This is a genomic window from Pseudonocardia sp. Cha107L01 (assembly GCF_052566575.1).
Genome location: NZ_CP199579.1, coordinates 1,124,904 through 1,139,124, shown reverse-complemented (window position 1 = coordinate 1,139,124; position 14,221 = coordinate 1,124,904). Strand labels below are relative to the sequence as shown.

General features: G+C 70.1%; 12 protein-coding genes and 1 pseudogene. 5 read left to right on the top strand and 8 right to left on the bottom strand.

Annotation, left to right across the window (positions count from 1 at the left end; all coding sequences use genetic code 11):
• Positions 1-2: 2 nt before the first annotated feature.
• From rpsR to rpsF, 3 genes and pseudogenes are all read right to left on the bottom strand, one after another.
• Positions 3-242, bottom strand: coding sequence for a 30S ribosomal protein S18 (gene rpsR / locus ACTXG6_RS05425; RefSeq protein ID WP_445186660.1), 240 nt, complete (start codon positions 240-242; stop codon positions 3-5).
• 60 nt (positions 243-302) lie between these two features.
• Positions 303-800 carry a single-stranded DNA-binding protein gene (locus tag ACTXG6_RS05420; protein WP_445186659.1) on the bottom strand — a complete coding sequence of 166 codons (498 nt, stop codon included), beginning with the start codon at positions 798-800 and terminating at the stop codon, positions 303-305.
• 205 nt (positions 801-1,005) lie between these two features.
• Positions 1,006-1,320, bottom strand: a pseudogene (rpsF, locus tag ACTXG6_RS05415) (30S ribosomal protein S6); the annotation flags it as partial.
• A 167-nt stretch (positions 1,321-1,487) separates the two neighbouring features.
• Between rpsF and ACTXG6_RS05410 the strand changes: the two are divergent.
• Positions 1,488-2,258 carry a deoxyribonuclease IV gene (locus ACTXG6_RS05410; protein ID WP_445186658.1) on the top strand — a complete coding sequence of 257 codons (771 nt, stop codon included), beginning with the start codon at positions 1,488-1,490 and terminating at the stop codon, positions 2,256-2,258.
• On the top strand, positions 2,255-3,745 hold the full coding sequence (locus tag ACTXG6_RS05405) for a glycosyltransferase family 87 protein (protein WP_445186657.1): 1,491 nt from the start codon (positions 2,255-2,257) through the stop codon (positions 3,743-3,745). The genes ACTXG6_RS05410 and ACTXG6_RS05405 overlap by 4 nt, the downstream gene beginning before the upstream one ends.
• On the opposite strand, the gene ACTXG6_RS05400 is transcribed toward ACTXG6_RS05405, so the two are convergent.
• Positions 3,686-4,390: an NUDIX hydrolase gene (locus tag ACTXG6_RS05400; protein ID WP_445186656.1), complete on the bottom strand. Its 705-nt coding sequence runs from the start codon at positions 4,388-4,390 to the stop codon at positions 3,686-3,688. The genes ACTXG6_RS05405 and ACTXG6_RS05400 overlap by 60 nt on opposite strands.
• 188 nt (positions 4,391-4,578) lie before the next feature.
• Here ACTXG6_RS05400 and ACTXG6_RS05395 point away from each other — a divergent pair, with 188 nt between their 5' ends.
• Positions 4,579-6,636, top strand: a complete 2,058-nt coding sequence (locus ACTXG6_RS05395) for a M13 family metallopeptidase (RefSeq protein ID WP_445186655.1) — start codon at positions 4,579-4,581, stop codon at positions 6,634-6,636.
• Positions 6,637-6,686: 50 nt separating this feature from the next.
• Here ACTXG6_RS05395 and ACTXG6_RS05390 read toward each other — a convergent pair whose 3' ends face one another.
• The 4 genes from ACTXG6_RS05390 to ACTXG6_RS05375 form a co-directional block, all read right to left on the bottom strand.
• A complete protein-coding gene (locus ACTXG6_RS05390; protein ID WP_445186654.1) occupies positions 6,687-7,325 on the bottom strand; it encodes a TetR/AcrR family transcriptional regulator in 639 nt (212 codons plus the stop codon).
• 215 nt (positions 7,326-7,540) lie between these two features.
• Positions 7,541-9,040 (bottom strand): glycosyltransferase family 87 protein, encoded by a 1,500-nt coding sequence (locus tag ACTXG6_RS05385; RefSeq protein WP_445186653.1) that lies wholly within the window; start codon positions 9,038-9,040, stop codon positions 7,541-7,543.
• A 19-nt stretch (positions 9,041-9,059) separates the two neighbouring features.
• Positions 9,060-11,603: a transglycosylase domain-containing protein gene (locus ACTXG6_RS05380; RefSeq protein ID WP_445186652.1), complete on the bottom strand. Its 2,544-nt coding sequence runs from the start codon at positions 11,601-11,603 to the stop codon at positions 9,060-9,062.
• 97 nt (positions 11,604-11,700) lie between these two features.
• Positions 11,701-12,105, bottom strand: coding sequence for a DUF5318 domain-containing protein (locus ACTXG6_RS05375; RefSeq protein ID WP_445186651.1), 405 nt, complete (start codon positions 12,103-12,105; stop codon positions 11,701-11,703).
• A 240-nt stretch (positions 12,106-12,345) separates the two neighbouring features.
• Here ACTXG6_RS05375 and ACTXG6_RS05370 point away from each other — a divergent pair, with 240 nt between their 5' ends.
• Positions 12,346-12,912 carry a PadR family transcriptional regulator gene (locus ACTXG6_RS05370; protein ID WP_445186650.1) on the top strand — a complete coding sequence of 189 codons (567 nt, stop codon included), beginning with the start codon at positions 12,346-12,348 and terminating at the stop codon, positions 12,910-12,912.
• Complete coding sequence (locus ACTXG6_RS05365; RefSeq protein ID WP_445186649.1) at positions 12,909-14,027, top strand: inositol-3-phosphate synthase; 1,119 nt, start codon at positions 12,909-12,911, stop codon at positions 14,025-14,027. The genes ACTXG6_RS05370 and ACTXG6_RS05365 overlap by 4 nt, the downstream gene beginning before the upstream one ends.
• Positions 14,028-14,221 lie beyond the last annotated feature (194 nt).

The window sequence follows — 14,221 nt, the reverse complement described above, 5'->3', positions numbered from 1 at the left end:
TCCTAGCGGGCCGTCGAGGTATAAGGCAGCAAGGCCACCTCGCGGGAGTTCTTCACCGCGACCGCAACATCGCGCTGGTGCTGACGGCAGTTGCCGCTGACCCGGCGGGCCCGGATCTTGCCTCGATCGGAGATAAACTTACGCAGCAGGCCGGAGTCTTTGTAATCGATCTGCTGGTGCTTGTCCTTGCAGAATGCGCAGACCTTCGGCTTCGCGGTCTTGCGCAGAATGGGCTTGGCCATCGTGCGTTACTCCAAGATGTGGTTATTCAGTCTGTGTGGGCGATCAGCGCCCGGTGCGGGTCAGAACGGGGGCTCTTCGTCACTGCCGCCACCGCTGCCGCCACCGCTACCGGCGGCGGGTGCCGAGCCCCAGGGGTCGTCGGACGGGCCGCCGGCGCTGCCGCCGCCACCGAACCCGCCGCCGCCACTGCCCCGGCTGACCTTGTTCACCTTCGCCGTGGCGTAGCGCAGCGAGGGGCCGACTTCTTCGACCTCCAGCTCCACCACGGTGCGCTTCTCGCCCTCACGAGTCTCGTACGAGCGCTGCTTGAGCCGGCCGGACACGATCACCCGGGAACCTCTGGTGAGGGTCTCGGCCACGTTCTCCGCGGCCTGGCGCCAGATGTTGCAGCGCATGAACAGCGCCTCGCCGTCCTTCCACTCACCGCTCTGCCGGTCGAACTGGCGCGGGGTGGAGGCCACGGTGAAGTTCGCCACCGCGGCCCCGGACGGGGTGAAGCGCAGTTCCGGGTCGGCCGTCAGATTGCCGACCACAGTGATGATCGTGTCGCCTGCCATCGTCGGACCCCTGTTCTCAGTCGGCCGGAGTCGCGGCCGGAGCGGCCGGCTCTGCCGGGGTGGCCGGAGCAGCCGGAGCTGCCGGCGCGGGAACTGCCGGAGCAGCGGAGGCCGACGCCGGGGCGTCGGGGGCCGGGGCCGACGCCGGAGCGTCGGACGGCGCGGCCGTGGACGGCGCCGCGGCCACGTTGGCCGGGCCACCCGGAGCGGCGGCGCGCGCGGCAGCCCGCTTGCGCGTCTCCACCCGCATCACCTTGGTGCGCAGCACCGACTCGTTCAGCGACAGCTGACGGTCCAGCTCGGCGACCGTGGCCGGTTCGCAGGTGACGTCGAGCACCGCGTAGATGCCTTCGGCGTGCTTCAGGATTTCGTAGGACATCCGGCGCTTGCCCCAGACGTCGACCTTCTCGACCGTGCCGCCGTCGGCGCGGATTACCCGCAGAAACGCTTCCAGCGACGGGGTGATGGTGCGCTCGTCAAGATTGGGGTCGAGGATGACCATGAGCTCGTAATGACGCATGAGAACCACAAACCTCCTATGGACTCAAAGGGCGGCCGCGGTCCGTCCGCGGCAGGAGGGTCTCAACAGGCACCGACAATTGCCGAGGGGGCCTGCACGTACAGGTTAGCAATCGGGCCGCCGGGCACTCCGCGCCGGTCCCGGTGGACTGCGTAGGCTTGGCTGCCATGCGTATCGGGGCACACGTTCGATCCGACAGCGATCCGCTCGGCTCGGCCGACGAGTGCGGCGCGGACGCCCTCCAGTTCTTCCTCTCCGACCCACAGGGTTGGAAGAAGCCGCCGGCCCACCCGATGGCCGAGCAACTGCGCGACAGCGACAAGACGGTCTTCGTGCACTCGCCGTACGTGATCAATCTGGCATCGACGAACAACCGGATCCGGATCCCGTCCCGCAAGCTGGTGCAGCAGCACGCCGAGGGGGCGGCCCGAGTCGGCGCGGTCGGGCTGGTGGTACACGGCGGCCACGTCACCGTCGGCGAGGACGCCGGTGTCGGCGTCGACAACTGGCGCAAGTTCTTCTCCCGCCAGCACGACGAGGGCGGCTTCGCGGTGCCGATCCTGATCGAGAACACCGCCGGCGGCGACAACGCGATGGCCAGGCGGTTCGACGCGCTGGCCAGGCTCTGGGACGCGGTCGGCGAGTTCGACGCCGGGTTCTGCCTGGACACCTGCCACGCCTTCGCCGGCGGGGAGGACCTGGTCGACGTGGTCGACCGGGCCAAGGCGATCACCGGCCGGATCGACCTGGTGCACCTGAACAACTCCCGCGACGAGTTCAACTCCGCGCGGGACCGGCACGCCAACATTGCCGGCGGCACCATCGACCCGGACCAGCTGGTCGCGGTGTGCGCGGCCGCCGGCGCGCCGGTCGTGGTGGAGACCCCCGCCGAAGGGCAGGCCGCCGACATCGCGTTCCTGCGCGAGCGGCTGGGATGACAGCTGGCGACGAGCCCCGCCCGCCGGCGACCCCGACCGCCGAAGGCCCCCCCGGGCCGGCCGGCCGGACCGCCGCCGACGGCGATGCGGCGCGCCGGCTCGGCCGCGTCAGCCGGGGGGCCCTGGTGGTGCTCGTCCTGCTCACCGCGCTGACCATGCTGGTCAGCTACGCGAACAAGACCCGCTGCGTCGGCCCCGAGTTCGACCCGGCCGGTCGCTCCGCGCCGGACTACGAGGCACGCCACGACCGCGACCTCTGCTACACCGACATCCAGCACCTGTGGCTGGGTCGGGGGATCAACGAGCACCTGTTCCCCTACCTGCACGGCGGGATCACCCCGACCGGCTCACTGACCGGCGGCACGGTGGAGTACCCGGTGCTCACCGGGCTGCTGATCTGGGCCGGCGCGCTGGGTGCGCACACCGACGGCGAGTTCCTGCGGGACAGCGCGCTGCTGCTGGCGCCGTTCGGGCTGCTCGTGGGCTGGTTGCTCGGCGGGTTGTCCCGGTGGCGGGCGCTGATCTGGGCGATCGGGCCGCCGCTGCTGCTCTACGCGTTCCACAACTGGGACCTGCCGGCGGTCGCCTGCGCGGTGGCCGCGGTCGCGGTGCTGCACGGGCGCTCCGGGCCCGCCGCCGGACGCGACGAGCTGGTGCGCCGGGCCAGTTGGGCGGGCGTGCTGCTCGGGCTCGGGTTCGCCCTGAAGCTGTACCCGGGTGCGTTCGTGCTGCCGCTCGCGCTGTACGTGCTGACCGGCGGCGAGACCAGGGCCAGGAAGCTGGACTGGGCCGGCGCGCTGCGGGTGGTGGCGGCCAGCGCCGGGGTGGCGGTCCTGGTGAACTTGCCGTTCGCGCTGCTGGGTTACCGGGGCTGGCGCGCCTCGTTCACCTTCCAGGAGCTGCGCAAGGTCGACATGACCACGAACTCGGTCTGGTACTGGGCGTTCCGGCCGTACTCCGAGCCGGGCAACGCGCCGTTCCAGGCGATGGTCGACTGGCTGTCCCCGACGCTGGTGCTGCTGTCGTTCGCGGTGGCCGTCGGGCTCGGCTGGCGGCGCTACCGGCACACCGGCACGTACCCGTGGGTGCAGGTCAGCGCGGCGATGCTGGCCGGGTTCCTGCTGCTGCACAAGGTGCACTCGCCGCAGTACGCGCTCTGGCTGGTGCCGTTCTTCGTGCTGCTGCGGATCCGCTGGGGCTGGGTGCTGGGCTACCTGATCGCCGACGTGGCCATCGGGCTGGGCATCTTCCGCTACTTCTACGTGGTCAAGTCCGGCGCCGGCTTCGACATCTTCGACGGGCTGGCCGCGCAGGCGGTGATGGTCGGGGTGTGGGGACGGGCCGCGCTGCTGGTCGCCCTGTTCGGAGTGTTCCTGAAGACCGAGCCGACCTTCCGCACCGGTACCGGGGCCGGCGGCCCGGTTGGCTCAGCGCCAGGCAAAGACCGGCTGCTCGAGGTGTCCCACCCGCGTGGCGCGTCCGTGTAGCACCAGCTCGCGGAACTGGTAGAGCACCGCGCCGGTGGGGGCGTGCACGAACCTGCCCATCAGCGGCAGCCGGATCACCGGCGCGTCCGACTCCGGGATGCTGACGAAGATCGGCTCCACGTCCAGCTGGTCGAGCGGGATGCCGTAGACCGCGGCCACCTCGCCCCGGCGGGGATGCAGCGCGCGGTCACCGGGGCGGTCGGTCCCGCCGGCGTGCACCGGGCCGGCCCACAGCACCACCGGCGAGATGACGAACCCGGACCGGGTCGAGTAGTCGTCGAGCCGGCCGAGCACCGCGGCCTCGGGCAGCTCAAGCCCCAGTTCCTCGGCCAGCTCACGGCGGGCGGCGGTCACCACCGACTCGCCGGCGTCCACCCGCCCGCCCGGCAGCGCCCACTGCCCGGCGTGGGTGCGCAGCTTCGGTGCCCGGCGGGTGAGCAGCACCTGCACCGTGCCGCCGTCTGAGCTCCGGTCCGCGTCGCCGCCGTCCGTGCCGCCGTCCGTGCCGCCGTCCGTGCCGCCGCGCGTGCTCCCGCCGGTGGTGACCAGGGTGATCGCCACGGCGGCGGCGCGCAGGTCCGGACGGTCTTCGGTGGTGCGGTCGAACCCGGCCAGCGCGGCGCGGACGGACTCCTCGGTCAACACCCGCTCACTGTGCCACCGGTCCGGCCGCGCCGCCCGCCGCCGCCCGCCGGCCCCGCCGACCCGGGCCGTGATCCGCCGCCGCCGACCCCGGGCGCACTGACCGTCCGTAGTCGCAGAGACTGTCGGCGTGACGGACTGTAGGACGTCGGTGCCCGACTCACCGGCCTGTGCGACCGAAAGGGTGGCGGATGCTGGGTAACCGGAGTGGACGGCTCACCACCTGCGCGGTGCTCGTGGCGGCGACCGCGACCGTGGCGGCCTGCGCCTCGCCGGCGTCACCCGGCTCCGGGCCGACCGCCCCGGTCTCCGGGCTGGACCTGCCGGGCTACGACCAGGCGGTGCGCCCGCAGGACGACATGTACTCCTTCGCCAACGGCACCTGGCTGCGCAACACCCAGATCCCGCCGGACCTGTCCGAGTACGGCTCCTTCTCGATGCTGTCCCAGCGCGCCGAGGAGGACCAGCGCACCCTGATCGAGGGCGCCGAGTCGAGCACCGGCGCACCGGACGGCTCGAACCAGCGCAAGATCGGCGACCTGTACGCCAGCTTCATGGACACCGCCCGGCTGGACCAGCTGAAGGCGACCCCGCTGGCGCCCTACTTCGCCGCCGTCGACCAGCTGAACACCCCGATCGACCTGATCCGCCACCTCGGCGACATCGAACGCTTCAACGCCTCGGACCCGATCTCGATCGGCGTCACCCAGGACGCCAAGGACGCCACGCACTACGTCACCGAGGCGTCCCAGGGCGACCTCGGTATGCCGGACCGGGACTACTACCTCTCGCCGGACCCGAAGATGGCCGCGATCCGCGACAAGTACCGGGCCTACGTGGCCAAGATGCTGACGCTCGCGGGGCAGCCGGACGCCGACGCCAGCGCCGGGCGGGTGCTCGCCCTGGAGACCAAGCTGGCCCGGGCGCAGTGGACGAACGTGCAGAACCGCGACGCGGTGGCCAGCTACAACAAGTTCACCGTGACCAGCGCGACCCGCTCGACCGGCCTCGACTGGGCGGACTACCTGGCCGCCGCCGGCATTACCCAATCGGACCTGGTGATCAGCCAGCCCAGCTACTTCAGCACGCTGAGCGGCCTGCTGACCTCGGTGCCACTGGACACCTGGAAGCAGTACCTGCGCTGGAACCTGATCCGGGACCACGCGCCGTACCTGAGCCAGGACTTCGTCGACGCTCGGTTCGACTTCGTGGGCCGCACACTCGGCGGCCGACAGCAGAACCGGGAGCGCTGGCGGCGCGGGATCACGTGCGTGAACACCGCGATGGGCGAGGCGCTCGGCCAGCTGTACGTGGGCAGGTACTTCACCCCGGCGGCCAAGCAACGGGCGGACACGCTGGTCCAGAACATCCTCGGCGCGTACCGGACATCGATCGACAACCTGGACTGGATGAGCCCGCCGACCAAGGTGGCCGCCAAGGACAAGCTGGCCAAGCTGGCCGTGAAGATCGGCTACCCGGACAAGTGGAAGGACTACGGCTTGCTGCGGGTCGACCGGGCCGACCTGATCGGCAACCTGGACCGCGCGGCCCGCCTGGCGTACCAGCGGGACCTGGACAAACTGGGCAAACCGGTGGACCGGACCGAGTGGTTCATGACCCCGCAGACGGTGAACGCCTACTACAACCCGTCGATGAACGAGATCGTCTTCCCGGCCGCCATCCTGCAGCCGCCGTTCTTCAACGCGAACGCCGACGACGCGGTCAACTACGGCGGGATCGGCGGGGTGATCGGGCACGAGATCAGCCACGGGTTCGACGACCAGGGCCGGCACTACGACGGCGACGGCAACCTGCGCGAGTGGATGGCACCGGCGGACATCGCGGCCTTCACCGCGAAGACCCAGGCCCTGGTAGCGCAGTACAACGGCTACGCGCCGCTGCCCGGGACCCACATCAACGGCGCGCTCACGCTGGGCGAGAACATCGCCGACCTGTCCGGACTGACCGTGGCGAACCGGGCCTACGTCGCATCCCTTGGCGGCAAGCAGCCCCCGGTGCTGGACGGTTTCACCGGGGCGCAGCGCTTCTTCCTCGGCTACGCGCAGATCTGGCGCAGCAAGGAGCGCGACGAGTCGCTGCGGGACAGCCTGCTCACCGACCCGCACAGCCCCGGCCAGTTCCGCACGAACGGCGTGCTGCCCAACGTGGACGCCTTCTACCAGGCGTTCAACGTGCACGTGGGCGACAGCCTGTTCCGGACACCCCAGGACCGCATCCACATCTGGTGACCTCTTGAGTGGCGAGTGGTCCCCTGGGACCATTCGCCACTCACGGGACCTCAGCTCCGCGCACTCACCGGGTCCGGGCGGTAGGCGCGCACGATCAGGTCGGCGCAGCCGGCGGCGATGCTGCGCCGCAGGGCGGACGCGAGCGGTTGGGTGCCGTAGGCGGTGGCCACCCGTGCCTCGCTGATCAGCAGGTGGGAGAACTGGCGGGCCGCGCGCAGCGGGTCGGTCACCTCGAGCGTGCCGGCGGCGGCACAGCCGCGCAGGTAAGCGGCGATGCCGTTGTCCAGGGTCGGCTCGGCACCCTCGCGCCAGATCCGCTGCAACTCCGGGTGGTGCGGCAGCTCGGCGATGGTCAACCGGTGCAGCGCCGACACCGTGGGCGAGAGCACCACGTCCAGGATCGCCTCGCCGGCGTCGGTCAGGTCGGCGCGCGGGTCGCCGGAGTCGGTGACCAGCCCGTCGCGGACCGCGGGGAACGCGTTGCGGGCATCGTCCACGGCGGCCAGGAACAGCCGCTCCTTGTCGCCGAAGTGGCCGTACACGGTCTGTTTGCCGACACCGGCGACGGCGGCGATCGCGTCCACGCTGGTCCGGGTGAAGCCCTCCCGGCAGAACACCGCGACGGCGGCGTCCAGGATGGCGCGCCGCTTCACCGGTGAACGCCTCGGGTCCCGCACCTGCTCAGCCACGGCCGCAGCTTATCGGTTGTAAGACTGCACGGTCTCGTCTAGTTTCTGAGCGCGAGACTAGACCGTCAAGTCTCGTTCGGCGCGGGACCGCCCGAGGTTGTTACCGAGCTGCACAGGAGGCAGGCCGCGGGCCGCAAAAACCTGCCGGGTGTGCAGCTCGGTAACAACAGGCCGCGGGTGCTCAGGACCGCGCGCCACCGCCGGACCAGCGCGGCTCAGGACCGCGCGGCGGCGACCGGGGCGGGACCCGCCGGCTCGCGCCGCACGGGGGCCGGCCAGTCCGGGTCGTCGGTACCCAGCGCCCGGACCGGGTCGGTCTCCGGGTGCAGCACCGAACGGACCACCAGCACGCCGAGCAGCACCACCATGGCGTCCCGCAGCAGCACCATCACCAGGAACGGCTCCGGCGGCAGACCGCGGTCGTCCACCCCGAGGTAGTAGAACATCCGGGGCACCCAGACCAGCGCGTCCACCGTCATCCACGCCAGCAGCAGCCGCCACCGGGGCAGCGCGAGCACCGCGAGCGGCACCAGCCAGAGCGAGAACTGCGGGCTCCACGACTTGTTGACCAGCAGCGCGGCGGCCACCACCAGGAAACACAGGCTGGCCACCCGGGGTGGCTGGGGAGCGCGCCGGACCAGCACCCCGATGCCCACGCAGCACACCAGGAACAGCCCGAGCACCACCAGGTCCAGCCGCACCGGGGTCTGCCCGGGCTGCTGCTGACCGTCGAAGCCCAGCCAGCCGGTGAAGTAGCTCAGCACGAAGTAGATCGAGTCGGGCTCCGGCGCACCCCGCACCCCGGTCCGGAACAACTCCAACCAGCCCGGCGTGAACGCCACCGCGACCGGCGCGTTCAGCACCAGCCAGGTCAGCCCGGCGGCAACCGACGCGCGCAGCGCCGGAGCGGCCTGGTGGCGCCGCCAGCCCAGCAGCAGGAGGGGGAACAGCAGCAGGACCGCATACAGCTTGGCCGCCGTGGCCACCCCGAGCAGCATCCCGGCCAGCACCGGGCGGCCGCGACCGAATGCGTACAGCCCGCCCGCCACCGCGGCCACCGCGATCGCGTCGGTACCGGTGAACACGTGCAGCAGTGCCAGCGGTGAGATGGCCACCAACACGGCATCCCACGGCCGCTGCGGGCGCTGCCGGCGCACCGCCCACACCACCACCAGCCAGAGCGCCGCGAAACACGCCGCCACCAGGTCGAAGAACACCACCTCGGGAAGCCCGGTCGGCAGTCCACCGGACGCCGCGTGCTCCTCGTAGTGCATGGTCAGCCGGGCGGTGGCCCACAGGAAGAAGCCGGTGACCACCGGGTAGTCCATGTAGTGCACGGTGTCGGCGGAGGTACCGGGTTCGTCGTTCCAGTGCGCCTGGTAGGGCAGCTGGGTACCGGTCAGCCGGTAGTCGGAGTAGAGCGTGACGACGTCGCTGTAGCACATCGAGACGTACTGCCGGCCGTCCTGCCAGTCCAGCGCCAGCTTCCCGGTCGGGCCGGGGTGCTGTTGCACACACGGCGCCTTGACCAGCCAGCCCATCGACAGCACCAGCACGGCGGCCAGCAGGACGACCCGCAGCGGCGTCCAGAACCGGGCCCGGCCGACGACCGCGTGCCGGCCGAGCGGGCCACCGATCACCGCACTGGCGGCCACCGCGACCGGCTCGGTCCAGGTCGGGACCACCCGCGCCGGGGGTGGCGGCTCGCTCGGCACAGCTCCAGGACCTCTCGGGTCAGTTGTTGCCGGAGTTACCGGAGTCGCCGTTGTTGTTGCCGTTGTTGCCGTCGTTGCTGCTGCTGTTGCTGTCGCTGTTGCCCCGGTTGTGACGCCGACTCAGGCCGCCGATCGGGTCGCCGTTGTCGTCACAGGCCACGAAGTCACACGGATCCTGGCCGCCGAACAGGTCGTTGCGGCTGCTTCCGTTGTCACCGCTGTTGTCACTGTTCGGGTCGTTGCTCGAGGAGGCGTCGGTCGAGCCCTCGTCCGGCGGCGTGCCCAGCGGGACGAACGTGCTGAACTGCTCGACCGGCTTGTTGCGCAGCGCGGCGTTCATGAACTGCTGCCAGATGGTGCCGGGCACCATCCGGCCGTAGATCGGCCGGCCGGCCGAGGTCTTGATCGGTGAGTTGTCGTCGGTGCCGACCCAGACCGAGGTGGCGATGGACGGGGTGTAACCGACCGTCCAGGCGTCGTTGTTCTGGCCCTCGATGCGGCTCTGCGTGGTACCGGTCTTGGCGGCCACCGGGCGGCCACCGGACAGCGGGATCAGCGAGCCGCTGGCCACGTTCATCATCGACTCGGTGACGTTGCGCGCCACCTGCTGGTTCATCCGCTGCTCACCGGGATCGGTGCCGCCGTCATAGAGCACCCGGCCGTCCGCGGTCTCCACCTTGGTGATCATGTGCGGGGAATGGTAGACCCCGTTGTTGGCGAAGGTGCTGTACGCCGCGGCCATGTCGCCGGGGTGCACCTCCTTGTCACCCAGCGCGATGCCGGCGGTGGGGTTGGGCAGCAGCTCGTCCGGGATGCCGGCCTGGTGCGCCGCCTGGACCACCGCGCTCGGGCCGACCTGGACCGCGAGCTGGTAGAAGATCGTGTTGATCGACTTCGTCATGGCGGTCTTCAGGTCGCAGCTGTCGCAGCTGTCGCCGTCGGAGTTGGACACGGTCTGGCCGGCGATGGTCTGCGGCGACGAACCGTCGAACGTGGTGCCCAGCCCGACCGGCGGGCTCTTCTCCAGCGCCGCCGCCATCACGAACGGCTTGAACGACGAACCCGGCTGCTTGAGCACCTGGGCATAGTCCAGCCCGACGCCGTTCTCACCGCCGTAGTAGGCCAGGATGCCGCCGGTGCGCGGGTCGATCGAGACCATCGCGGTGCGCAGGTTGGACGGCTGCGCCTTCATCACCTTGTCGGAGATCGCCTGCGCCTGCTTCTGCAGCGACGGGCTGATCGTGGTGGTGATCTTCAGGCCCTCTTGGTTGAGCTCCTGCTCACTGATCCCCTTGCTCTCCAGCTCGGCCTTGATCTGGGTGTAGATGTGCCCGCGCGCGTCGGTGGGGATGCCGCCGGCCGGCGGCTTGGGCGCGAGCGTGGTGGGGAACCGGGCGCTGGCGCGGTCGGCGGCGCTCAACCAGTGCTGGGTCACCATGCCGTCCAGCACGAAGTTCCACCGCTCGGTGGCCTTGGCCGGGTTCTTCGCCGGGTCCCACCGTGACGGCGACTGGATCATCCCGGCCAGCAGTGCGCCCTGGGAGACGGACAGCTTGTCGGAGTTCACGCCGAAGTAGGCCTGGCTGGCGGCCTGGATGCCGTACGCGCCGCGCCCCAGGTAGATGGTGTTGAGGTAGTCCTCGAGGATCTGGTCCTTGCTGTATTCCTTGGAGATCTTCGCGGCGAGCACGAGCTCCTTGTACTTGCGGAACAGCGAGTACTGGTCCTGCCCGGTGGTGATCTTGATGTACTGCTGGGTGATGGTCGAGCCGCCGCCCCGGCCGCCGGTGAGCTGGTTCCAGACCGCCCGCCCGAGGCCCATGATGTCGAAGCCGGGGTTGGACAGGAAGGAACGGTCCTCCGCGCTCATCACCGAGTACCGCACCGACTGGGGCACCTGGCTCAGGTTCACCTTGATGCGGTTCACGTTGCCGCTCGGCACGATCTTGGCGAGCTCGGTGCCGTCGGCATAGTTCACCTCGGCCACCTGGCTGGTCGCCACGTCGTCCGGGGTGGGCGCGGGGAAGATCAGCCAGCCGATGGCGAAGGCCACGATCGGTCCGAGTACGAACAGTGCGGCCAGCACCAGCGTTAGCTTGCGGAACCGCGCCCAGCCGGTTTTGCGGGGCTGGCCACCGTGACCACCGCCACCACCGGCGCCGCCGTGGCGCGGCGGTACCGGGCCCGGCGGGCCGCCGCCGCCCGGCGCGGCCAGTGGCGGGTTCGGCTCGATCCGGGTCGGCCGGCCCCGGCGGTAGGGCGGTGCCTGTGGTGGAGCGGGCGCCCGGCCGGCGGCGGCGACCGCGTGCGAGGCCGGGCCGTCGAAATGGGTCAGCAGCTCCGGTTCGATACCGGGGTTGGCCGCCCGCCCGGCGGGGCCGGGGGGAGGTGGCGGTTGCGCCGGGTCGAAGCGGCGTGGGCCCACGCTGGCGCCGCGCCGTGGCGCCATCGGACGCCGCGGTGGAGGCGGGACCTGCGGTGGCAGGCCGGGCGGGGCGGCGTGCGCGGGCACGGGCCAGCCCGGCGGCTCGGCCCGACCTCGGGGATCGCGCTGGTCGTTCACGTCGACTCCATTCAGCGGCGACCGGTAGCTCGGGGCCGGCGCTGTCGGCGCTCGGGGTCTCGGTCGTGCCGCACGACCGAGTGGCGGTAGGGGCCGGTCACTCGGCGGCGGTCCTTCTTCGCGCCCCGGGGCCGGGGGCCTCGGAGGTGCCCAGTACATACGACTGGACCAGATGGTTCCAGTTGCAGGTGCGGCACACCTCGACCACGTAGACGGAGAAGTCGTGGTGGGTGGCCGCCATCCGCTCGAGCTCATCGGGTGTGCGAGCCGAGCCGGAGACGTGTTTGAGGCCGTCACCGAACACCCAGGAGACCTCGGTGAGCCGTTCCTTGCGGCACACCGGGCAGGTCACCTCGGAGGGTTCACCGTGGAAGCGGGCCGCTCGCAACAAGTACGGACTGGCGTCACAGACCTGGGCCACGCCGACACGACCGGCGTACACGTCGGCCAGCAAGGACCGGCGTTGCAACGCATAGTCGACGATCTGTCGCGGACTCCGCACCCGACCAGGGTACGCGGGACCACTGACGCGCCTCCCAGGGACGGCGAAACCGGGCAGCCGTACCCGACTCGGGGGCGAACGGCAGGTGTCCTGCCCTGACCAGGGCGGCAAACACCGCTGGAGGTGAGCCACACCACGTCATGTCTCCGCCTGATGTATCGGAGCGATACAGTGGGGCACTCCATCGCCAATGTGTTCCGCGAGTGACCCGCGGGCGCCACGGACCCGGAGGAGGGCAGCTTGCTCGATTTCGCGGTACTCGGGCTGCTCTACGAGGCCCCGATGCACGGCTACGAGCTGCGCAAGCAGCTCGGCGTCCGGCTGGGCGGGTTCCGCGCCTTCTCCTACGGATCGCTCTACCCGGCACTGCGCAGGCTGGTCCGCGACGGGCTGATCAGCGAGGACACGGCGGAGCCCGGCGAAGAGCCGACCGGCTCCTGGTCGCGACGCAGCCGACGCCGGGTGTACCACCTCACCGCCGAGGGCAAGGAACGGTTCGCCGAGATGTTGGCCGACGCCGGCCCGCAGACCTGGGAGGACGACAGCTTCGGTATCCACCTGACCTTCTTCGCCCGCACGCCGGCCGAGACCCGGATGCGGATCCTGGAGGGTCGGCGACGCCGGGTCGAGGAACGGCGCGAGGGGCTGCGCTCGACGCTGGGTCGGGCCGGCGAACAGATCGACCGATACACCCGGGAGCTCCACCAGCTGGGCCTGGACGCCAGTGAGCGCGAGGTCCGCTGGCTCAACGAGCTGATTGCCCACGAGCAAGCCGAGCAGCGTGACACCACACAGGACCTGACATGACTTATAAGGAACCGCACAAGGAGGACCCGGCCGTGAACTCACCCGCCCACGAGGTACGAGTCGCCGTTGTCGGCGTCGGCAACTGCGCCGCGTCGCTGGTGCAGGGAGTGCAGTACTACGCGGACGCCGACCCGACCGCCCGGGTTCCCGGGCTGATGCACGTCGACTTCGGCGGTTATCACGTCCGGGACATCCGCTTCGTCGCCGCGTTCGACGTGGACGCCAAGAAGGTCGGCCGCGACCTGTCCGAGGCCATCGGGGCGTCCGAGAACAACACCATCAAGATTGCCGACGTGCCGCCGCTGGGCGTCACTGTGCAGCGCGGTCCGACGATGGACGGGCTGGGCCGGTTCTACCGGGAGACCATCACCGAGTCCGACGAGCAGCCGGTCGACGTGGTCGCCACGCTGCGCGAGGCCCGGGTCGACGTGCTGGTCGCGTACCTGCCGGTGGGCAGCGAGGACGCCGACAAGTTCTACGCGCAGTGCGCCCTGGACGCCGGGGTGGCCTTCGTGAACGCACTCCCGGTATTCATCGCCTCCAACCCGGAATGGGCGGAGAAGTTCCGCGCGGCCGGCCTGCCGATCATCGGCGACGACATCAAGTCGCAGCTGGGGGCAACCATCACGCACCGGGTCATGGCCAAGCTGTTCGAGGACCGCGGTATCCAGCTGGACCGCACCATGCAGCTGAACGTCGGCGGCAACATGGACTTCCTGAACATGAAGGAACTGGAGCGACTGGAGTCGAAGAAGGTCTCCAAGACACAGTCGGTGACTTCTCAGTTGTCCTCCGATATCGGCAAGGACAACATTCACATCGGGCCGTCGGATTACGTCTCCTGGCTCGACGATCGCAAGTGGGCCTACGTGCGCCTGGAGGGCCGGGCGTTCGGTGACGTCCCGCTGAACCTGGAGTACAAGCTGGAGGTCTGGGACTCGCCAAACTCGGCCGGCATCATCATCGACGCCGTCCGGGCCGCCAAGATCGCCCTGGACCGGGGTATCGGCGGGCCGGTGCTATCGGCCAGCAGCTACTTCATGAAGTCCCCGCCGGAGCAGTACTCGGACTCTGTGGCCCGTGACTCGGTGGAGTCCTTCATTCGCGGTGAGTAGCCTCTGACCTGCACAGATGTCCTTATCAACCGGGGAACTTTCCATTGTGAAAGTTCCCCGGTTTGCTTTCTATAAGCTAGTAATACGTTGGGCTGATCGGCCGATCGCGAAGGCCTGAGCTGCAGATATAGGTCAGATAACGATCGGTTCCGCGATGAAAACGGTTGAATAACGAAAACATTAGAGAACGATTA